This is a genomic window from Planotetraspora thailandica, from assembly GCF_016863335.1.
In the GTDB taxonomy this organism is placed as follows: domain Bacteria; phylum Actinomycetota; class Actinomycetes; order Streptosporangiales; family Streptosporangiaceae; genus Planotetraspora; species Planotetraspora thailandica.
The window spans coordinates 73,775-93,510 of the sequence record NZ_BOOR01000037.1 but is presented as its reverse complement, the minus strand read 5'-3'; the positions used below and the strand labels follow the sequence as shown (position 1 = coordinate 93,510).

Below are 19,736 nucleotides of genomic sequence, written 5' to 3'. Positions count from 1 at the left end.
GTGCATGAACTTCGATCCTTTATACGAACTGTACTTGCATTAATGCAGTAGAGCGGGTTAGTGTCATCGCCGTGGCCATGCGGAGCCGGAAGACGGGCTCCGTCCGGGCCGTCACTCGCACGTCGCGAGTGATCGGGCTCCCCGGCTTCGGCACAGGACGGGCCGGGGTTCAGGCCCGTCCTCGGAAGGCGTACTGGTCGAGCATTGACCGGCGGATCAGCCTTTGGCCACTCCCCACCTGGCGGTCACCCCACTAGCCCGGGGTGACCGTCGGCACCGCTCAAGCCAGTTCGAGAAGTGAAAGGAACAGCACGATGACTGCTCTGCAGAACGCCACCGTTTGCGTGACAGGCGCCAACGGCGGGCTCGGGACCGAGTTCGTCCAGGCCGCCCTCGACCGCGGCGCCAAGCGCGTGTACGCGGCCGCCCGCAAGGCGAAGGACTGGGGTGACGAGCGTGTCGTGACCGTGGACCTGGACCTGACCAGCCGCGACTCGATCCAGCAGGCTGCGGAGAAGATCGGGGACACCACGATCTTGGTCAACAACGCTGCGGTCTTTCCGCGCGGGGACCTGCTGACCGCTCCGATCGAGGACATCGAGGCGACGATCAAGACCAACTTGACCGGCCCGATCGTTCTGACCCGTGCGCTGGCGCCCGCGTTGCGCTCGGCCAAGGGTGCCCTGGTCAACGTGGGTTCGGTGCTGAGCTGGCTGGCCGTCGGCAAGGCCCACAGTGTCTCCAAGGCCGGGTTCTGGATGGCCACCAATGCGTTCCGGCTCGAGTTCGCGCCCGACGGCGTACAGGTCCTGGGTGCCTACCTCGGCGCGACCGACACCCCGATGCAGGCCGGCAACGACACCAGCGGTATGAACAAGCCCGCCGACGTCGTCGACGCCATCCTCGCCGCCCTCGAAGCGGGGGAGCACGAAGTGCTCGTGGACGAGATGACCAAGAAGGTCCACGCCGCACTCGCTCAGCCGGTCACCGCCCTCTACCCCGCCCTCGCCGGCAACTGACCCACCACCGACCCGGAACAGGCGTGATCTGCAGAAACCACGCCGGCCCGGGCCAGACCGCAGTCCGCTGTGGACTGCAGCGATCATCGAGCCGGTGCGTTCTCCCGCCGGCCGCGCTCACTCTCCGAGTGGCGGCGCGATGGCTACTTGGAGCGTCATCCCCCGTTGCGTTGGTGGCCGGCGGGCCCGGCGCCATGCCGAGTGGTTTCAGAAACTTCGAGCACCGGGTCGTGCCCGCCACTGCATTCGCATGATCGGGCCGCCCAGAGCTCACCAAGCACCCCAGCGCAGATGGGGAAACGAACCAGAGGAGCTCAACATGCAGATCAAGGGACGGACCGCGCTGGTCACCGGTGCGAACCGCGGCTTGGGGCGGCACCTGGCGCAGCAGTTGCGGGATCGCGGCGCCACTGTCTACGCAGCCGCGCGCAACCCGGACTCTGTCGACCTCGACGGCGTGAAGCCCGTCGCGCTCGACGTGACCGACCACGCGTCCGTCGCTGCCGCGGCAGAAGCCACCGGCGATGTCTCGATCCTGATCAACAACGCCGGCTCGGCCACCTACGCGAAGCTGTTGGCCGGAGATCTCGCGGACATCCGTCTGGAAATGGACACGCACTACTTCGGCACGCTGTCGGTCATTCGGGCGTTCGCACCTCAACTGGGCGCACACGAGAGCAGTGCGATCCTGAACATCCTGTCCGTGGCATCCTGGATCAGCTTCGCTGATTTCGGCGCCTACTGCGCTGCGAAATCGGCCTCCTGGGCGATGACCAACGCACTGCGCCAGGAACTCGCTCCGCAGCGCACCAGCGTCTCCGCGTTGCACGTCGGTTTTATGGACACCGACATGACCCAGGGCGTCGACGTTCCCAAGGTCGACCCGGCCGACGTCGCGCGCCTCGCCCTCGACGGCTTGGCAGGCGACGTGACCGAGATCGTCGCCGACGACGTGAGCAAGTTCGTGCTGAGCAACCTGTCCGAAGGTGTCGTCGAGTTGTACGCGAAGTTCGCGCAAGTGATGTGACACGCGCGCAGCAGCCCTGGTCCCGGACAACCGCCGGCAGGTGGGCTGCGAAGTATGGACAACGGAACGCCGGGATCGGGCATCGGATGACGGTGCCCCATCTGCGGCATGTCCGGCAACGGCTCCGCCCACACCTCGACGCCGCGGCCGCCGGGTCGTCCGACACCGCTGAGCAAGGAGAAAGTTGTGGTTTTCGTACGCGTGCAAGTGCTCAAGGCCCAGCTGAGCGCCGAGCAGAAGAAGGAGCTGGGTGACAAGCTGATCGCCGCGATCGCCGAGGCGGAGGACCTCGTCAACTCCCCACGTCACCAGCAGACCTCGTGGGTGCAGTACTTCGAGATCGACCGCGAGAACTGGCACTCCCCGGCCACCATCGGCGACAACAACGCCTTCTGGCAGGTGGACGTGATCGCACCCCAGGAATACGTGCCCACCACGCGGGAAGCCCGCATCGCGATCGAGAAAGTCACGGAAGCAATCCGGTCCGTGACCGGCGACGGGGTGCTGCCGGCGCGCGGCCCGTGGGTCCAGGTCTATGCCATCCCCGAGGGGCACTGGGGCATGGACGGCCACATCCCGGACTTCATCGCGGCGCGGCCGTACTTCGCCGCCGAAACCGCCGAAGAAGCAGCACGTGCACTCGAGGTGGTGATGAGCCGCAAGATGGACGTCGCCCTCGACCAGATCTCGTAAACCACGCCATCTAGGAAGGCGTGAGACCGCTTTGACCTTTCAGGTTTGTGACTGCATCCAACAAGGCGGCGGCCAAAGCAATGGCTGAGGAACGCCCTTACCGCTACCGGGTGACTGGCCCCGAGCAGAAGGCCTTACGTGCGCTGATGCATCATTCCAGGAGTGGAGGAGTTCGTACGCAATGCCTGGTCTACTGCGGATGTCGGGGACGCAGACGCTTTCGGCTACTGGTCGGACGCCATCTGTGAGGCCTTCGTGGGGGTGTCTGTACGGCCCTCGGCGGACGTGCACTTCGAGGGTCGGGTCGATCACGCCGTTCTGGACGGGATCGGCTTTACGGTGGTGTCCTCGTTCGCCCAGCAGGTAGCGAGGACCCGTCGTATGATCGCCCGCGATCACGAGGATTTCGTGCTGGCCAACATCCAGATCGAGGGCCAGGCCCAGGTGCGTCAGAACGGCCGGGTGACTGCGCTCTCCGCCGGGGCGATGGCCTTCGTCGACAGCAGCCGCCCATACTCGCTGAGCTTTTCCGGCGCCTTCTCCCAACTGGTCGTCAAGGTTCCACGGTCATTGCTGCCGCGGCGCTCACTCCCCGAAACGACCGCGGTGGAGCTGAGCGCCACCGGACCCGGCCGGCTGGTCGCCGATTTCCTCCTGGGCCTGAACCGCCAGCAGAGCCTGAACCCGAAAGCCGCAGCCGCCCTTGTCCCCCATGCGATCGGGCTGCTGGACACGGCACTGGACTGGACTGTCGGCGAGAGGCCGACAAACGCCTCGGCCGCCGCCCTGACGCGCGAGCGAGTCCATCGGTTCGTGCGCCGCCACGTCCATGATCCGTACCTGGACGCCGATGCGGTGGCCGCGGGCTGCGGCCTCTCCAAGCGCACCTTGTTCCGCGCCCTGGCCGCCGACGGGGAGTCGCTCACCACCCTGATCCGCCGTCTGAGAGTCGCCCGTGCCCAGCAGATCCTTCGGGCTGCTCCAGGGCGCCCTCTGACAGTGGTGGCACACGAGTGCGGCTTCGGCGGCGAGTCTCAGCTACACCGGGCATTCAAGGCCGTCACAGGCATCACGCCGGGAACCTACCGGTCCGGCGGGAGCGGGGTGGGTTGAGCGCGTCACACCGAAGGTCGGCGCGCGTATCGCCTCGCCGCAGGTGGGTCATCACGATGGCATGAGGTCCCTGATCACCTCGATGAACTGCGGCGGCGCCGGCGGCATGGGGCTCTTGACGAACTCACCGAGTGCGACGTCGTAGCGTGACCCCCACGACGGGTCGGCGACGTGATACCCGTCCTCGCGGATCTGCCGGACATTGCGCGTGACCGCAGGGCTCTCCCACATCTCGCCGGTCATCACTGGAAAGAACACGACCGGAAAGGTCGCAGCCAGGATGGTGGTGGACAGCAGATTCGACGCGCCGCCGGTCGCGGTCACGGAAAGCATGTTGGCCGTCGCGGGGAGTACCGCCATCAGGTCGTGTTGCGCAGCCAGGGTCGCATGGTTCTCTCGCGGCCATGCGGCGGCCGTTGCACCGGTCACCACCCTGTCCGCGAAGAGGGCGACCGTATGCGGCGGGAGGAAAGTGGCTGCTGTATGTGTCATCAGCACCGTGACGGTGCCGGTGAACGAGGTGCGCAGCGCACTGATGTACGTCGGAAGCGACGCGACCGCGGCTGAGCCGGTGGCGCCGATCAGCAGACGGCCGCCAAAAGAGGAAACTTCGGTAGCGCTCATACTCGAACGGTAAAAACCCCATCGGGGGAGCGGGTGACCGACCGTGCCAAGGCGACTGACCAGTCGTGCCAGGCCAGGCCTATGGGCGGGGGCGAGGTCGGCCCCGAGCCCGAACCGCCCGCTTGCAGCGCGTGGCGGACGTCGTCGGCGGCTTGGAAGACTGCAACAGGTCGAGCAGCAGACTGATCCAGAGCCATCGTGTGACTTCCTTCGCGAGAACCTTGGCGGGAACTCGCCGACCGTCACACGATGGCTCCAGCCGCGACCTGACCGTCCAAACCGTTGATCGTTTGGTCAGGGCCGACCGCACCGTTGAGGCGGGCTACCTGCGGGCGCTGCCCGTGCATCCGAGCTGATGCCGGGCCGCCCGGGGCGGTCACCGCACGTCGACGTAGTCGACGGCGCTGATGGCCGTCCGGACCGTGGAGTTGCCCACGAAGCTGTAGCGCCAGTAGCCGTCACGGGACGCCGTGACCGTCGTCTTCAGATCGCCGGAGGCGTTCGTCGTCAGCGTCTTGATTGTGGTGTAGGTGCTGGTGCCTGCCTTGCGGAATTGGAGCCTCACCGATTGTCCGGCGAAACCGGCGTAGGTGGAGGTCTCCCAGTTGGCCAGGGTGAGCTTGCCTGTGATGGTGAGGGTCTTGCCCTTGCGGATCGGTTCGGGCGTGGCGTTCGCGCTCAGCTTGGTGGCCCGCAGCAGGTTGACGGTCTTGGCCGCATGCAGGTCGGTGTAGCTCTTGCGATCCCTGGAGTGCGCCCAGGCGGCCACCTTCCATGGGCCGGCCAGCGAGTTCTTCCCCAGGTCGAGCTGTGAGCCGATGTTGTAGATCAGCTCGCAGGTCGAGGTGGTGGCGTTCACTTTCGTGCACTGGGCCGGGACTGGGTTGATCAAGACGTTGTCGGGTCTGTCGTACGATCCGTGGTAGAGGTAGGCGTCGCCGTCGGCGATACCGGCCGGATCGGTGGCGGTGAACTTCACCGAGAAGAACGCACCGAAGGGGTCCACGGCCAGGGGCTTGCCGTCGTTGACCACGACGTTGGAGATCTTGGTCGCGCCGACCGTCTGGTCCGGCTGAGGTGCCGGGCCCGAGAAGGCCCGGATGACTGTGCGCCGGACGCTCTCACCCTCGTCGTCCACGGCCGACACGCGCAGGGACACGAAGGAGGCGTCCGCCGGGACGGCCAGTTCGGCGGACGCGCTGTCGCCCGTGCCGGTGAGGGGCAGGGAGGTCCAGGTGGTGCCGTCGTCGGTCGAATACTCCAACCCGGTCACGGTCTCCGTCGCGCGAAGCCGGGCGGTCGCGGTCGCGCCGATACGGACGGTCGACGTCGCCGTGTTCCTGGAGTCGAGGCCCGACACCGACAGGTCGATGTCGATCAGCGGCAGGTCGGCGGGCCGGGTGGCGGCGGCGGAGCTGAACTTCCATTCGCTGATCATCTGGCTGGACAACCGGGAGTACGGAACCGTACGGCTGACCGTCTCGGTGAGCGCGTAGTCCGCACGAGCGGCCGGGACCGTCACGCGTACTTCCTTGCTCGGCGACTGGTCAACGGCGGACAGGAGCGTCTTGCCTTCGGAGCTCAGCTCGTAGGACACCTTGGCTCTGTTGTCGAACCCGAAGTTCCCGGCGGAGTCGGAGAAGGGCGAGTCCTCGTTCAGCCACATCGTCGTGCCCTGCCGGTACGCGCCCAGGTACTGGGGTCCGCGCAGGTCGAACGGGGCGGTGCCGACCGTCTCGCCGGCGGACGTGCCCACGGGGAGCTTCCGATCTTTGAGGATCAGAACGGACTCGGAGTTGCCGTACACCAACGCCCGACCGTAGGTGACGTCAGGCGTCACGTATTCGGTGACGGTGGAGGGCAGCCATACGGGGGAGTCGAAGAACATGCCGCCTAAGTCGTCGACCATGGGACCGCTGAGCAGAGAGGCGTTGGTGTCGGTCCCGGGAGCGCGGAAGGTTGTGACCGTCTTGGCGAGTGAGCTCGTGCGCACGTGGAACATCGGCGAGGCGGGCACGGTGTTCTGGAAGGTGTGGGACAGGTCATAGCGGTAAGGGCTCGGCGCGGAGACTGAACTTCCTTGCTTGACCTGCACCTCCTGGAGGTGGAGGGCGGCGCCCGTGAGCGAGAACGGGTTCACGTAGACCTTGCCGTCGCCCCCGAGCAGGGCGTAGCCGATCTCGATCCCGCCCGGGAATGAGATCGACACTGAGGAGGCGTTGCGGCGCGTGGTCGCGTCGTCGACTTTGACGCCGGTCTCCTTGGCCGTCTTCTCGTCGAAACGCACTGTGAGACCGGCGCTCTTCACCGTGAAGGTCCGTACGAGAAGGTACGTGGGCTTCGGGAAGTCATCGTGCATCGCCACGGACACGTAGTCGCCGGGCGGCAGGCTCACGCTGCCGTTCGGGCTGTTGCGCTGGTTCTTGACTTCGTATTCCGTCAAGGTGCGGCGGTTCCACACGATGAAGGTCTTGAACGAGACGGCGCCCCCGTTGACGATGCTGAGCTTCACCGGATAGGTCGTGGCCGTCGCGGACGCGAACGCGGGCGTCGGCGTGCTGGAACCTGTGGCGAGTTCTGTCGCGGCGACGACCTGACGCTGGTTCAGTGGCCGTACCCGTAGCTTGCCGTTCGCGGAGGTGAAGGCGTAGCGCCCGGTGGTCTGCCCGGCCTTCGGGGCGATCCATAGGTTCGGTTTCGAGGCGCCCTTGCGACCGGTGTCCAGAATCTCGAGCCGCTCGCCGGTCGCCAGCATGGCGGTCTGGTGTGCCTCGCGCGGGGCCGGTGACACGGTGACGGCCGGTGCCGTACGGTCTGTGGCCCAGCCGTCGGTGGGAACGAGGAGGACGGAAGTCGTCGCGGCTACGCCTGTGAGTGTGGCGAGCGTGGTGTTTCGTAGCCGTTTCCAGGGCAGCGGCATGGGCTGGCGGTCTCCCCCTGTGAGCGCTCCTGGAAGGTCGTACAGGCAGGAGCTTGATCGGTCATGCCATGACGACGATTCGGTATTTGTGTTGGTTGCCACGCTTTGTGTGGTCGTGACGAGGTTGTGACGAATTCGCCTGCCTGTGTCGATGGGCTATTTGTTCTTATTTGTCATTTACCGACCACTCCGACCCCTTCTGGACGTGGCCGACATTACGGTCCGCACTCACGGCATGGGCACGGCGAGCAGGCGAGGGAACTGTCGGAGGGGGCGGCCGAGCTGGTGCCGACGAGGGCCGACCGGCACGCCCGCGACGGCGAGTTCGTTGCCGACGCGGTGCGGCTGCTGGAGGCGGCCCGTCGGCTGGTGGACGCGGCGGTGCTGTACGAACGAGTCAAGGGCACGGGCTGGGAACGGGTCGCGGCCGACCTGGGCGACCTTGACGATCCCGCCGCGCGGGTGCGTCACGCGGCGGCGGAGCAAGACTTCCTGATGCGGTTCCTGCAGGCGTGGTTGTGGCCGGAACAGGCCGGAGATGTCCTCACCGCTCCTGACCAGCTGGCCGGGTTGCTCGCCCGGCTGGACGCGTGGGCACCCGGCGAGGAGAGGGACGACGGCGGTCCGGTGTCGGGCGGGCTGCCGGCGATGGGGACGCGGGAGCGTTCGGCGCTGCTCGACCGGGCGGGTCAGCTCCTGGGCGACGATCGGCTGGACGACGAGACGCGGCTTGGCCTGGAGATCGCGCTGTGCCGACGCAGGATCGAGTTCTACGAGGACATGGGGACGCGGTCCCCCGAGACGCTCGACGCACTGGCCGGCACGCGGTTACGGCTGCGTGCGCTGCTACCTGCCGGCGACGACGACCGATCAATCCGGCCGGGACTAACGCGGCAACCATCTGTTCCGTCTGGTGGCCGTCGCGCTGTCGATCTGGTCCTGGTTACGGTGCATATGAACTCGGCCCCAGTAAGACCGGAGGCCGAGTTGACGTACATGGCCGGCCCGTCAGCCGGCGGAGCTTCGTTGTGCTGGGCTCTCGTTGGCGGTCATGCCGCGTGGATCATGCGTCCTAGGGATATCTGCGAGAGCGTTCGCGGCGCTGGTCCTAGTACCGCCGGTGCCCAGGCGTGTGCGTGGCCACGACCTCGGGCTGCTCCGCGTCCTCTGACTGGGACTGGCCGATCATCGGGTGCTCCAGAGTGCTGGCGACCGAAGCCTTCGCTGGGACGTGGGTGAGCGTGGACTGGGCTATCTGCGTCGACCCGAGGGCCAGGATGGGAAGGAATGCGAGGCCGAGCAAGCTAAGGAGTCGTTTTCCGTACATGGTGCCTCCTGTCCGATCTGGGCCGTTCGCGGGGATCTGGGATCGTCAATCCATCGTCGGGTGGGGCGTCGGGCCTCGTCTAGGAGATCAACAGGAATTAGGACGATTTGACCGGCACTCCATTCCGTCGGCTGAGGTCCGTTTCCTTCACGCGCCACTCGGTGGGGTGTCGCATTCCCGCTGTACGACTGAGCCGATACCGAGCTGGGGCCGTGAAGATCGTGAAGCTCAGTGGCTGCCCTACCATGGGCGGCGTACGTGCGGTTCTTCTCGCGACTCACTGGCTGAGCATCCAGCGCCATCGGGGGAGCTGCAGGAGACAAGCCGCGAGTGACGCCACGACCACGACGGACGCCACTACCGTGGGCCAGGCCGCGATGGCGCCTGCGCAGGCGGCGGCCGGCTGGAGCAGTTCGAGCGCGATGGCCGGCCCGGGCGGGATCGGGATCGGGTTCCGCTGCTTCTTGGCTCCCGGCATGCCGAAGACGGTGGGCAGGCCGATCAGCACGATGTCGGCCAGCACGGCGAGCCAGATCGAATATGACGCGAGCGCCCATGGCACGGCGACCCAAGCGATGATCTCGATCAGAAAGCGTGGTGCGGCCGCGGTCAGCGAGTCCGGAGCGGCGTTCGGCGGGCGGTCGTGGACGCCCTGCATCACGCCACGGCCCTTGCGGTCGACCAGGCTGTCCAGCCCCGGCTGAGCACATACGCGGCCAGCAGGATGAGCGTGACCGCTCCGTCGGCGATCAGCGCCTCGCCGGCGCCGTCGGTCCCGCTGCCGAAGGACAGGGCGGCCAGGGTCAGGCCGAGCTTGTTGAGGACGGCGAGCTCCCAGATCCCGGCGTAGAGCCGGGGGCGGTAGGCCAGCAGCAGGAACACACCCGTAAAGACACCGAAGCCGAGCATGCGCCAGGTCTCGACCATCCGCGTGGCCGGTCCGGCGTCCGCGACGACGCCCACTGCGGTGGCCACCGCGGCGAGGGCGCCTACGGCGGCGAGGAGGAGCAGGACCCGCGCGATGAGGTCACGGATCCGCGCGGAGCCGGTGCTGGTCTCGACGTGAAGGGATGGGGGAGCGGGCATCGACGTTACCTTTCGCCCTAACGGTGTTAGGGCGCTACCCTAACACCGTTAGGGCATTCCGGGAAGGTGGGACGAATGGCTTTCCACGCACTGAGCCGGCTCACTCCACGAGCCCGGGAGATCGTGCAGACCGCGCGGCAACTCCTCGAGCGGGAGGGCCCCGACGCACTGTCGATGCGTCGCCTCGCCGACCAACTCGGGATCCGCGCATCCTCGATCTACGAGCACCTCCGCGACAAGCAGGCACTGGAGGCGGCGCTGATCTCGGTCGGCTTCGAAGAGCAGGCCGAACTGTTCGGGGAGGCCGTCCATCGATCCGACGCCCCGATCGCCGCCCTCATCGCCGCCTACCGCGCCTTCGCGCGCCGTCAGCCGAACCTCTATCGGCTGATGACCGAGCGGCCTCTGCGCCGCGACCTGCTCGCCTCCGGTGTCGAGGAGGCGGCCGCGATGCCGCTCCTCGACGCCACCGGCGGTGACCGCGAACGCGCACGGGCCATCTGGGCCTTTGCGCACGGCATGGTCATCCTCGAGCTGAACCAACGTTTCCCGCCCGGCGCCGATCTCGACACCACCTGGCGCAAGGGGATCGACGCGCTCGTCGGTACGGGCTGAGCGCCGCCTACTCGGTGTGCAGCATCACGGCGTTACGGATGATCGGCGCACCTCGGAAACCGAGAACCGCCCGTCGAGGAGCAGTGGGCTGCCCACACGCAGTCAGGCGAGCATCCCTTCGACAACGTCCTGCGCGAGGCCCAGCGCCGTGGTCATGCCGATCCCCGAGGTGACCGAGACGACCCGGACGCCGGGCTCGGGGGTCTCCACGAGGAACTCGCGGTCGGGCGAGGAGGCGTAGACGCCACGCCAGCGCTCCCGGACGGTCAGTCGCGCGTAACCGAGAAGCGAGGCGATCTGCCCGAGGATCGCGTCGTCGAGGGCCTCATAGTCGAACGGGTCGAGCGTGCGGCCGTAGGTGTGGGTGTCCCCGATGGTCAGATCACCGTCCGGGCGTTGGGTGAACATGAGGTTCAGCCCGGCGGCCACAAGATCCGGGTGGTCGACGCCCAGACGTTCGCGTACCGCCTGCAGCGACGGGCAGGCCTCGAACCCCGAGTACCGCAGCAGGGAGAAGCCGCTCAAGACGGCGGGGTCGATGACCCGGTTATGGGGGCCCTCGACGCGCAACATCTGCAACGCGCACCGGACGACGCCGGCCTCTTCCGCGAGGCCCGGGAAGTACCTGTCCACATCGTGGCCCACCGCGACGATGACGTGGTCGGCGGAGACCTCGCCGCGGCTCGTCCTGACCAGACCCGCCTCAATCCCCAGGGCGGTCGTGGCCCACTGGAACCGTACGCCCTGGGTGAGTAGCCAGGCCGCGATCATGCGGGCGGCCTCCCGGGGATCGACCCGGATGTCCTGCGGGAGCCACGCGCCTCCGACGACGTCCGCGCCGATCGGCATGCGGGCCTCGACGTCCGCCCGGTCGAGCAACTCCACCTGATCGCCGCGGGACTCGCGGAACTCCTCGAGCACGGCCCGCTCGTCGTCGGCACGAGCGACCACGACCGTGCCGCTTTCGCGGAGCCAGAAGCCCGCCTCTTTCGCCAGACGGACCCAGACGGGACGCGCGGCCATCGCGTACCCCAGAGCCCGGCCGCTCTGGGCGGTGAAGCAGCCGTGCCCGAAGTTCCGCACCGACGCGCCGACGGCCCGGTCGTCGCGCTCGATCACCACGACGGAACAGCCGTGGCGCACGGCCTCGACGGCGTGTGCGAGACCAACGATCCCGGCTCCGACGATGACGACGTCGGCGTGGTCGGAGGATCCGGCGAGCAGAGGTCCACTTGTCATGACAAGTAGGATTCACCAGTATTCAACGGCACGTCAACAGGTCGGCGACAGCTGTCGACGCTCGTTGTCCAGCGGTTCATCTTCCGTGCTCAGCATGGTGGTGACCGCATTGCATCCCACTTGTGCCGACATGGACGAGATGTATAGTCAAGCCTTGTGGAGGGGCCTCTGTACCAGCGCATCGCCGAGGATCTGCGTCGTCGCATCGCGCGCGGTGACCTGCCCGTCGGGTCGCCCCTGCCGTCCGAGTCGCAACTGTGCGAGGAGTGGGCGGCCTCGCGCGGGCCGGTGCGCCAGGCGCTCAGCGCGCTGCGCGCCGAGGGGCTGATCGGCGGGGGTCGCGGCCGTCCGCCGATCGTGCGGACGAGCCAGGTGCCGCAGCCGTTCCAGACACTGCTGTCGTTCTCCCGCTGGGCCCGCAGCCTGGGCCGCACTCCGGGGCAGCGCACGCTGGAGATAGCGCGCAGGCCCGCACGCCAGGAGGTTGCCGACGCCCTGGCCATCGACGAAGGCGATTTCGTCGTCGAGTTGGTGCGGCTGCGCCTGCTGGACGACCGGCCGACGATGGTCGAGAGGACGACCTTCGTGGAGTCGGTGGGGCGCCTGCTCCTCAGCTTCGACTTCGACCCGGACAAAAGATCGATCTACGCGTATCTGGCCGACCAGGGAGTCGACCTCAGCGTCGCCCGGCACGTGTTCGACGCCGTCGCCGCCGATCCCACGGATGCCTCGCTCCTCGAGATCCCCGAGGGCGCGCCGCTGTTGCGGGAACGCCGCCGCGCCGGCAGCGCGTCCGGCGAGCCGTACGAATACTCCGACGACCGCTATCGGCCCGACGTGGTCACCTTCACCATCGAGAACGCCGAGCAGGCGCACCCGTCGGTCGCGCGAGCCTGGCGGCCGGCCCCCACCGGCAGCCTGTGAACACATCACCAAGTGAGGAACTCATGCCCATCGAACTGATGGTCCTGGACATGGCCGGGACGACGATCGAGGAGTACGGCGCCGTGTACGAGGCGCTGGCCGAAGCCGTCACCGCGGCGGGAGGCAGGCCCTCGGAAGCGGACATCCAGCGCTGGATGGGCGCCGGCAAGCGCGAGGCGATCCAGCACCTGCTGGAAGAGCACCTCGGCCGTGCGGTCGAGTCGGTGATCGTCGACGCGGCGTTCGCCGACTTCCGTGCCCGGCTCGACAAGTCCTACCGCGACCGGCCGCCGGTCCCGCTGCCCGGCGTCCCCGAGGCGCTCAGCCGCGTCCGCGCCGCCGGGATCAAGGTGGCGCTGACCACAGGGTTCGACCGCGAGGTCACCGACGCCCTGCTGAACACCCTTGGCTGGGACTCCAGCGTGGTCGACGCGGTCGTGTGCGTGGACGACGTCGCCGCCGGCCGTCCAGCCCCCTACATGATCTTCCGTGCGATGGAGGCCACCGGCGTACATGACGTGGCGCGGGTGCTCGTCGCCGGTGACACCATCCGTGACCTGCAGGCCGGGGTCAACGCCGGCGCCGGGTTCGTCGTCGGAGTCCTCACGGGCAAGCTCGACGCCACCGGCCTGGGCGCCGAGCGTCACACGCACCTGCTGCCGGGCGTGGCCGACCTCCCCGCCCTGCTGAGCTGATCAGCGCAGAGCACCTCTCCTCCACCTCGGTGCAGCGGGCCGGTCTCGGTGTTCACGATCGTCCAGCACAGCGTCATCTCGGTGTCGCCCTCGCCGTACGCGGCGGCCTGGGGGGTGCCCTCGGTGCCCGCATGGCGCAGAGGTGGAGGCTAACCGGAGGCCGGTCGAGCTGTCTGGAGGGGTGGCGTCTGTCGGGACGGGAAGGGGGAGGGCCAGGGCGAGTACGTGGTGCGCCACAGTGTGGGAGGCCGTACCGGGACCTGGGTCCTTATCGTTCCGGCGTTCTGGAAGACGAACTCCACCGCGACGAAGCCGCCGCTGTGGAGTGGACGGGTCAGCCCTGTCAGCAGCACCTCAGGGGCCGGGCCTTTGCCGACGATCTGCCGTGCTGGAATCGGGAGCCCGCCTGCAGGGATGACGGCGCTTTGGAATGTGGGCCGGCCATTCACGGCGACAAGCTGATCGGGCGTGGCGCTCTGGCTGATCAGGATCAGATACATGGGTGCGTGCGCGCCCGGTTGCAGCGGGGCTCCGGCGGGACCACCGATGATGAACGCATTTCTCAGCAGGATGCCGTACGCGGACGCGCTGGCCCCCGCGTTGGGGCTGGACTCCCGGAGACCGACGGCGCTTTGACGGGCGCAGGACGAGAGGGTCAGCATGAGGGCCGCTGTGGCTGATACGAGAACCTTCGGCCTGCTGTAATGGCTCATGCTTCACCAGGCTCCGCTCTCGCTCGTCGGGGTCCTCAACTTCGCGTAATCCGGAAGTTCCTCAGCGCCGATCGTCTCAGCGTTATGCAGGTTTTCCCGGAGGTCGCAGCGGTAGACGGTCAAGAGGCCGAGTCTGATCGGGCCGGTCAAGCTGGGCAAAGGCAGGATGAAGAGCACTTCGGTCATCTCGGCCCTGTTGGTCACGGATAGTATCTATTCATTACGTTACGTAGTAGCCTGGGTCTTCCCCGTTCGCCTGCTCCTCAACGGCGCAGATCGGTAAGGAAGCGGAATTACCGGCGTTGCACCTTCCACCGCCGGACCAGGCGGGTCGTGAGCGTGGATCCGACAGTTGCTCCGTCTCACTGGTGCATGCGCGATCGCCGAGCCGTACCCGTCCGGGCCGATCATGCGAGACGCCATTGCGAGCAGGACAGGAAACCCCAGGTCAAGGGACGGCGCAGGGCCTGTGGGAAGCCCGGGAGCTCCCTGGCCCCGCCCGCCATCGATCAGGCGCTTTGCGTTTCTTTGACGCCTTGTTTCTTACCCTCCCGAGCATGGGCAGTCTCTTAGGTGAGTTTCTCCGCGCGCGCCGCCGGCTCACCACCCCTGATCAGGTGGGGTTGATGCAGGTCAACGACCGCCGCCGGACGCCAGGGTTGCGTCGGCATGAGGTCGCGACCATGGCGGCCGTGAGTTCCGATTACTACGCCAGGCTCGAGCAGGGCCGGGAGTGCCGGCCGTCGGATCAGGTGCTTGACGCCCTCGCGCGGGTCTTCCAACTGGGTCCCGAGGCCACTGAGCACCTCCACCTCCTCGCGCGCATGGGAACGCGTGAGCGCGGGTGTCCCGAGCCGATGGCTGGGGTTCATCCGGACGTGTCGCGGCTTCTGGACAGCTGGGACGATAAGCCGGCGTTCGTGATGAATCACGTTCTGGATGTTCTCGCCCAGAATTCGTTGTTCGCCGCGCTCCAAGAGGGCTTTGAGCACACTGACAACATCATGCGCTTTGCCTTCCTCAACCCTGCGGTGCGTGAGTTATGGGTGGACTGGGAAGCGCAGGCCAGGCTCAGGGTGGCCCATCTTCGCGCCACGGCGGGAGCGGACTGCCCGGCATTGCTGGATCTGGTTGAGGAACTCTCGGGGGCAAGCGAGGACTTTCGACGAATTTGGGCCCACCATGACGTCTGTACGGATATCGGTGATTCCATGCGCGTCCGCCATCCCGTGGCGGGAGACCTGACCCTGCGCTACCAGGGGTTAAGCCTCGACTCCGCTCCCGGTCAGAGGATTATCGTGTTCCAAACCGACCCAGGCAGCCCGTCGGAACGGGCGCTGGCCCGGCTGCGTCATGGCGATGCCGGGCGAGTGGTGGCGGATCCAGTGAGCGTTCCTTAGGCGTCCGGCGGTAAGCGGATCAGGCGCGATCGCGACAGCGCCCGCCAGGTGGTGTGACGGACGCTGTCTACGTGAGGTCCAGGTTCGTGGGCCCCGCCAACGCAGTGTGACCAGGAGCACATACTGGACACATGGACCGCCTCGTGGGGTTAGGGGACTTCCTCCGCTCCCGCCGGGCCCGCCTCAATCCTGAGGACGTCGGGATGGAGGACGTAGGGCGTAGACGCGTTCCAGGGCTGCGTCGCGAGGAACTCGCACGACTCGCCAGCGTCAGCCTCGGCTACTACACCCGGCTGGAACAGGGCCGCTGCAAGAACGCCTCTCCGGTAGTCCTCGACTCGATCGCCCGCGCGCTCCGGCTGAACCAGAGCGAGCGTGATCACCTGTTTGCGCTGGCCAGCCCCATAATCGCTCCCGTCCGTCGCCCTGCGGGCGCCTGGCAACGGGTATCACCCTTGACCTGCGAGCTGCTCGACGCCCTGGAGCACGCCGACACCCCGGCGTGCGTGTTCAGCCATTGCCTGGACATCATGGCCGCCAACCGGCCGTTCTGGGCCCTGCATATGCGGCAGGACGACAGACTGGAGCGGGACGACAGCCTCCCGAGATTCTTCTTCCTGGACCCGAACTCGCGCAGGCTGTATCTCGACTGGGAGCACGTGGCGACCGACGTCACCGCCATGCTCCATTTCGCCCTCGGGCGTCATCCCGGCGATCCGAGGCTCAACGAGCTGATCGGGGAGTTACTGGAAAACGAGGACTTCAGGAGAGTATGGGCTGCTCACCATGTATATGAGCGCGCCTCGGGAACGATTGCCTTTGACCATCCGATAGTCGGGGACTTCTCTATCCACTACCAGCTTCTGCGTCTCCCCGGAGACCCCGAGCAGTTCCTGTTCGTCTGCACCGCCGCACAGGGATCTCTGTCCGCCTCCGCCCTGGAACGGCTGGCCAAATGGGGCGCAACATGGGCCCATCCTTCCCATAACTAAAAGTGGCGAACGCCGTCGTGTTATAAATCGTCTTGATTGTGGAAAACGTGGCCCTCCTCGGCTATTTTGCTCAGTCGGCCAGGGCGGGCTACCGGCGATGCCTTTTGGCGAGATCGGCGAACAGGGCGATCGTGCGGTGTTGGTCTTCGGGGAGCCCGACGGGGAAGATGATCAGCTCGGTGGCTCCCGCGTCGGCGAAGCGGCCTACCGTTTTTTCGACGAGGGTTTCGTCGCCGGCGACTAGAGTGTCGTCCGGTCCCGTGGAGCCCTGCCGATCGAGCAAGGCGCGGAAGGTGGGCAGTGTCGCGGCTTGGCGGAAGTCCGTGTTGACGCGCCGGCGTGTTCCACTCACGTCCGAGGTCACGGACGCAAGCAGCCCGACGGCGATGCGCGGTGCCGCCCGTCCCGCTGCGGCGGTGGTGACGGTGGGAACCACGATCTCGCCGAGGAAGCGGGGCGTCGTCCACATTGTGAGCGCGCCGTCGGCCCGTTCGCCGGCGAGGGCGAGCATGCGAGGCCCGTTCGCGGCGAGCAGGACGGATGGCGGGGTCACGCCAGGGGCGGCGACGCCGCCGACCGCAGTGATCGATCGACCGCGGACCTCTACCTCCTCACTTCGCAGGGCCGGGCCGAGGACGTCCAAAACTTCGCGTGTGTGCTGTACGGGCGGCTGCCAAGTCAGCCCGTACCTGCTTTCGACCACCGGTTCGTGGCTCGGACCTATGCCGAGCGTCAGGCGCCCGCCGGTTGCGGCTTGGGTGGTCAGGGCCTGGGCGGCCAGGGCGAGGGGATGCCGCGGGTAGGTCCCTACGACGGATGTGGCCAGCTCGATGCCCGGTGCGCGGTTTCCCAGTGCGGCGAATACCGTCAGCGGATCCCATCCACCGTGCTCGCCGAGCCAGAAACGCGAGAAGCCGTGCGCCGCGGCGCTCTCGATCTCCGTCAGGAGTTCCGGGATGGGCGCAGCACCGTAGTTCGACAGTCCGATTTCCATGCGGTCAGCTCCTCAGGCTCGCGCGGCGTGAACAGTGATCAGACGTTCCGGGGTCGGAAACTGCCAGTGGCGCCGCCACAGTTGCTTCGGCAGGCGACGCTCCCTCGCGTCCGGTGCACGGACGGATGGTCACAGCGTCACCTCGATTCCGATCAAACGGTCATGGGCACCACGGAGCCGGTTCCACCAGAACACCAACCGAGCCGCGGGGTACCTGCGCGACATGAGTCTCCTGACGCGGGCCGTCTGCGTCTCGTCCAGAAGCCGGGCCGTGGCCTCCGCGCTGGGCGCGCCCTCCGCGATGCGGCCCCTGCCGTCGCATGGTGCGACCACGACGGACGTGTTGTTGCGGATGCGTTTGACCTTGCCGCTGTCTCGCGCCGTCAACACGAACAGTTCGTCGCCGTCGACGACGAACCCGACCGGGGTCGGTACGGCCCGGCCGTTCCGGCGGAAGGTGGTCAGGCTGATGTGCCGGCCGCGGATGATCTCGTTCAGCCAGGTCATGCCGCCCTCGCCGCGACGGCGAAGCTCGCGCCTCTCCAGGCTTCCGGCATCGTCAGGCCGTGCCGCCTGGATACGTCGGCTCCTGTGTGCGGCGGTCGAGGCATGGTTCCTCCAGATAAATTCGGGGCGCTCGTTCCGGTTAGGACTATACCGGAACGAGCGCCCCGCTTATCAAGAGACTTAGTTCACGTCCGGGGTGACGTCTCGGCGGAGTCCGGTACGGCCAGGCCGGCCCGGATCACCGGGTAGACGCGGCGCATCAGTTCGCTGTCGCCGCGGAAGCGCCGCATCGCCTGCAGGCCGACGATCAGAGTCTTGATGTCGGCCGTATCCAGGTCGGGCCGTACGGTCCCCGCACGCTGGGCCTGGGCGAGGATCTCGGCCATCATCCCCGTGAACTCCCTCTCCGCGTCGGGCAGGGCCGCCGCCAGATCGAAGCCGCTCCCTGCGAAAGCTTCCGTGAGCCCCAGATCGGTCGCGCCTTGCTCGGCCATCTGGAAGAGGAACGCGTACAGCCCTTCTCCGGGGTCGGCCGCCGCCTGTGCACGCGTCCACTCGACGATCTGCCGCAACCGGTCGGCCACGATTGCCTGGAACAACGATTCCTTGGTGGGGAAATGCCGGTACACCGTGCCGGCGCCCACTCCCGCGCGGCGGGCGATCTCGTCGATCGGGACGCCCGCACCCTCCTCGGCGAATGTCTCGTAGGCGACCTGCAACACGCGGGCCCGGTTACGGGCGGCGTCCGCGCGCAGCGGCCGGGATTTCTCACTCACAACGGCTCTCCTTGACAAGCGGGGCGTGCGTTCCGGTATGTTCCTAAGCGGAACGAGCGCCCCGATTGTATCTGGAGGAACCATGCCCCGACAGCGGTGGAACGCCGCAGACGTGCCTGACCAGCGGGGCCGCGTCGCCGTGATCACCGGAGGCAACACCGGCATCGGCTTCGAAACCGCCAGGGTGCTCGCCGCGCGCGGGGCGTCGGTGGTCCTCGCCGTACGGGACCTGGACAAGGGCAAGCGAGCGGCAGCCGAGATCACCACAGCCACCCCCGGCGCCGACGTCACGGTGCAACGCCTCGACCTCGCTTCGCTGGCCTCGGTCCGCGCGGCCGCCGACGAACTGGGCGCCACTCGTGACCACATCGATCTGCTGATCAACAACGCCGGCATCATGTACGCCCCGCAAGGGACCACGGTGGACGGCTTCGAGTTCCAGTTCGGCACCAATCACCTAGGCCACTTCGCCCTCACCGGGCTGCTGCTCGACAAGATGCTGCATGTCCCCGGCTCTCGCGTTGTCACCGTCAGCAGCGCAGGGCACAGGCAGGGCGGGCCGATCGACTTCGACGACCTCAACTGGAAGACCAGGAAGTACAGCCGGGTCGCCGCGTACGGAAACTCCAAACTGGCCAACCTGATGTTCACCTACGAACTCCAACGCAAGCTGTCCGGAAACGGGGAGACCATCGCCGTCGCTGCGCACCCTGGAGGATCCGACACTGGAGGGTCCAGAACGTCGGTCTCGCTGCAGCCCCTGTACTTCCGAGCACTGTTCGCCCTGGTTCGGCCATTGCTGATCCAGCCCGCCGAGATGGGGGCGCTACCCCCGCTACGTGCTGCGACCGACCCGGCCGTCCAAGGCGGCCAGTACTACGGCCCCGCGGGCTTCCAAGAGAGCAAGGGGCACCCGAAGATCGTCAAGTCGAGCGCACAGTCCTACGACATGGCCGCCCAGCGTCGGCTGTGGACGATTTCAGAGGAACTGACCGCGGTGACGTTCCCGGTATGACACACGCACGTCGAGCGCATCCCTCGGATTCCCCGTGTGCGGCGTGTGCGGTTGGGC

At 67.3% G+C, this 19,736-nt stretch carries 20 protein-coding genes; 11 read left to right on the top strand and 9 right to left on the bottom strand.

Annotated features, from left to right (window positions below):
- The first annotated feature begins 314 nt into the window (after window positions 1-314).
- From Pth03_RS24485 to Pth03_RS24470, 4 genes are all read left to right on the top strand, one after another.
- Window positions 315-1,019 carry an SDR family oxidoreductase gene (locus Pth03_RS24485; protein ID WP_203946716.1) on the top strand — a complete coding sequence of 235 codons (705 nt, stop codon included), beginning with the start codon at window positions 315-317 and terminating at the stop codon, window positions 1,017-1,019.
- A 319-nt stretch (window positions 1,020-1,338) separates the two neighbouring features.
- Entirely contained in the window at window positions 1,339-2,046 is a 708-nt protein-coding gene (locus Pth03_RS24480; protein WP_203946715.1) for an SDR family oxidoreductase, read from the top strand.
- Window positions 2,047-2,232: 186 nt separating this feature from the next.
- On the top strand, window positions 2,233-2,739 hold the full coding sequence (locus tag Pth03_RS24475; protein ID WP_203946714.1) for a tautomerase family protein: 507 nt from the start codon (window positions 2,233-2,235) through the stop codon (window positions 2,737-2,739).
- A 162-nt stretch (window positions 2,740-2,901) separates the two neighbouring features.
- A complete protein-coding gene (locus Pth03_RS24470; RefSeq protein WP_203946713.1) occupies window positions 2,902-3,852 on the top strand; it encodes an AraC-like ligand-binding domain-containing protein in 951 nt (316 codons plus the stop codon).
- Between the two features lie 51 nt (window positions 3,853-3,903).
- Here the strand turns inward: Pth03_RS24470 and Pth03_RS24465 are convergent, their stop codons facing one another.
- Both Pth03_RS24465 and Pth03_RS24460 read right to left on the bottom strand, forming a co-directional pair.
- Complete coding sequence (locus Pth03_RS24465; RefSeq protein WP_203946712.1) at window positions 3,904-4,476, bottom strand: flavoprotein; 573 nt, start codon at window positions 4,474-4,476, stop codon at window positions 3,904-3,906.
- Window positions 4,477-4,852: 376 nt separating this feature from the next.
- On the bottom strand, window positions 4,853-7,396 hold the full coding sequence (locus Pth03_RS24460) for a hypothetical protein (protein WP_203946711.1): 2,544 nt from the start codon (window positions 7,394-7,396) through the stop codon (window positions 4,853-4,855).
- A gap of 285 nt (window positions 7,397-7,681) precedes the next feature.
- On the opposite strand from Pth03_RS24460, the gene Pth03_RS24455 reads away from it, so the two are divergent.
- Window positions 7,682-8,635, top strand: a complete 954-nt coding sequence (locus Pth03_RS24455) for a hypothetical protein (RefSeq protein ID WP_203946710.1) — start codon at window positions 7,682-7,684, stop codon at window positions 8,633-8,635.
- Window positions 8,636-9,000: 365 nt separating this feature from the next.
- Here the strand turns inward: Pth03_RS24455 and Pth03_RS24450 are convergent, their stop codons facing one another.
- Entirely contained in the window at window positions 9,001-9,384 is a 384-nt protein-coding gene (locus Pth03_RS24450; RefSeq protein ID WP_203946709.1) for a hypothetical protein, read from the bottom strand.
- Window positions 9,381-9,809, bottom strand: coding sequence for a hypothetical protein (locus Pth03_RS24445; RefSeq protein WP_203946708.1), 429 nt, complete (start codon window positions 9,807-9,809; stop codon window positions 9,381-9,383). The genes Pth03_RS24450 and Pth03_RS24445 overlap by 4 nt, the downstream gene beginning before the upstream one ends.
- A 75-nt stretch (window positions 9,810-9,884) precedes the next feature.
- Here Pth03_RS24445 and Pth03_RS24440 point away from each other — a divergent pair, with 75 nt between their 5' ends.
- Window positions 9,885-10,424 carry a TetR/AcrR family transcriptional regulator gene (locus Pth03_RS24440; protein WP_203946707.1) on the top strand — a complete coding sequence of 180 codons (540 nt, stop codon included), beginning with the start codon at window positions 9,885-9,887 and terminating at the stop codon, window positions 10,422-10,424.
- A 102-nt stretch (window positions 10,425-10,526) separates the two neighbouring features.
- Here the strand turns inward: Pth03_RS24440 and Pth03_RS24435 are convergent, their stop codons facing one another.
- Complete coding sequence (locus Pth03_RS24435; protein WP_203946706.1) at window positions 10,527-11,663, bottom strand: TIGR03364 family FAD-dependent oxidoreductase; 1,137 nt, start codon at window positions 11,661-11,663, stop codon at window positions 10,527-10,529.
- Between the two features lie 156 nt (window positions 11,664-11,819).
- Here Pth03_RS24435 and Pth03_RS24430 point away from each other — a divergent pair, with 156 nt between their 5' ends.
- Both Pth03_RS24430 and Pth03_RS24425 read left to right on the top strand, forming a co-directional pair.
- The gene (locus Pth03_RS24430; RefSeq protein WP_203946705.1) at window positions 11,820-12,587 is read left to right on the top strand and encodes a GntR family transcriptional regulator; all 768 of its coding nucleotides are present in this window, start codon (window positions 11,820-11,822) and stop codon (window positions 12,585-12,587) included.
- Window positions 12,588-12,610: 23 nt separating this feature from the next.
- A complete protein-coding gene (locus Pth03_RS24425; RefSeq protein WP_203946704.1) occupies window positions 12,611-13,282 on the top strand; it encodes a phosphonatase-like hydrolase in 672 nt (223 codons plus the stop codon).
- A gap of 149 nt (window positions 13,283-13,431) precedes the next feature.
- On the opposite strand, the gene Pth03_RS24420 is transcribed toward Pth03_RS24425, so the two are convergent.
- Entirely contained in the window at window positions 13,432-13,995 is a 564-nt protein-coding gene (locus Pth03_RS24420; RefSeq protein ID WP_203946703.1) for a copper chaperone PCu(A)C domain-containing protein, read from the bottom strand.
- Between the two features lie 557 nt (window positions 13,996-14,552).
- Here Pth03_RS24420 and Pth03_RS24415 point away from each other — a divergent pair.
- Window positions 14,553-15,395: a helix-turn-helix transcriptional regulator gene (locus Pth03_RS24415; protein ID WP_203946702.1), complete on the top strand. Its 843-nt coding sequence runs from the start codon at window positions 14,553-14,555 to the stop codon at window positions 15,393-15,395.
- A 131-nt stretch (window positions 15,396-15,526) separates the two neighbouring features.
- Window positions 15,527-16,387: a helix-turn-helix transcriptional regulator gene (locus tag Pth03_RS24410; RefSeq protein ID WP_203946701.1), complete on the top strand. Its 861-nt coding sequence runs from the start codon at window positions 15,527-15,529 to the stop codon at window positions 16,385-16,387.
- A gap of 88 nt (window positions 16,388-16,475) precedes the next feature.
- On the opposite strand, the gene Pth03_RS24405 is transcribed toward Pth03_RS24410, so the two are convergent.
- From Pth03_RS24405 to Pth03_RS24395, 3 genes are all read right to left on the bottom strand, one after another.
- The gene (locus tag Pth03_RS24405; protein WP_203946700.1) at window positions 16,476-17,381 is read right to left on the bottom strand and encodes a TIGR03564 family F420-dependent LLM class oxidoreductase; all 906 of its coding nucleotides are present in this window, start codon (window positions 17,379-17,381) and stop codon (window positions 16,476-16,478) included.
- 129 nt (window positions 17,382-17,510) lie between these two features.
- Window positions 17,511-17,888 (bottom strand): PPOX class F420-dependent oxidoreductase, encoded by a 378-nt coding sequence (locus tag Pth03_RS24400; protein WP_203946699.1) that lies wholly within the window; start codon window positions 17,886-17,888, stop codon window positions 17,511-17,513.
- A 185-nt stretch (window positions 17,889-18,073) separates the two neighbouring features.
- A complete protein-coding gene (locus Pth03_RS24395) occupies window positions 18,074-18,664 on the bottom strand; it encodes a TetR/AcrR family transcriptional regulator (protein WP_239119328.1) in 591 nt (196 codons plus the stop codon).
- 82 nt (window positions 18,665-18,746) lie between these two features.
- On the opposite strand from Pth03_RS24395, the gene Pth03_RS24390 reads away from it, so the two are divergent.
- A complete protein-coding gene (locus Pth03_RS24390; RefSeq protein WP_203946698.1) occupies window positions 18,747-19,679 on the top strand; it encodes an SDR family NAD(P)-dependent oxidoreductase in 933 nt (310 codons plus the stop codon).
- Window positions 19,680-19,736: the final 57 nt, after the last annotated feature.

Coding starts and splice junctions, on each gene's coding strand:
- Pth03_RS24400 (WP_203946699.1), bottom strand. CDS start 17,888: ATGACCTGGCTGAACGAGATCATCCGCGGCCGGCACATCAGCCTGACC.
- Pth03_RS24435 (WP_203946706.1), bottom strand. CDS start 11,663: ATGACAAGTGGACCTCTGCTCGCCGGATCCTCCGACCACGCCGACGTC.
- Pth03_RS24405 (WP_203946700.1), bottom strand. CDS start 17,381: ATGGAAATCGGACTGTCGAACTACGGTGCTGCGCCCATCCCGGAACTC.
- Pth03_RS24460 (WP_203946711.1), bottom strand. CDS start 7,396: ATGCCGCTGCCCTGGAAACGGCTACGAAACACCACGCTCGCCACACTC.
- Pth03_RS24410 (WP_203946701.1), top strand. CDS start 15,527: ATGGACCGCCTCGTGGGGTTAGGGGACTTCCTCCGCTCCCGCCGGGCC.
- Pth03_RS24425 (WP_203946704.1), top strand. CDS start 12,611: ATGCCCATCGAACTGATGGTCCTGGACATGGCCGGGACGACGATCGAG.
- Pth03_RS24415 (WP_203946702.1), top strand. CDS start 14,553: ATGGGCAGTCTCTTAGGTGAGTTTCTCCGCGCGCGCCGCCGGCTCACC.
- Pth03_RS24480 (WP_203946715.1), top strand. CDS start 1,339: ATGCAGATCAAGGGACGGACCGCGCTGGTCACCGGTGCGAACCGCGGC.
- Pth03_RS24445 (WP_203946708.1), bottom strand. CDS start 9,809: ATGCCCGCTCCCCCATCCCTTCACGTCGAGACCAGCACCGGCTCCGCG.
- Pth03_RS24420 (WP_203946703.1), bottom strand. CDS start 13,995: ATGAGCCATTACAGCAGGCCGAAGGTTCTCGTATCAGCCACAGCGGCC.
- Pth03_RS24390 (WP_203946698.1), top strand. CDS start 18,747: ATGCCCCGACAGCGGTGGAACGCCGCAGACGTGCCTGACCAGCGGGGC.
- Pth03_RS24465 (WP_203946712.1), bottom strand. CDS start 4,476: ATGAGCGCTACCGAAGTTTCCTCTTTTGGCGGCCGTCTGCTGATCGGC.
- Pth03_RS24485 (WP_203946716.1), top strand. CDS start 315: ATGACTGCTCTGCAGAACGCCACCGTTTGCGTGACAGGCGCCAACGGC.
- Pth03_RS24440 (WP_203946707.1), top strand. CDS start 9,885: ATGGCTTTCCACGCACTGAGCCGGCTCACTCCACGAGCCCGGGAGATC.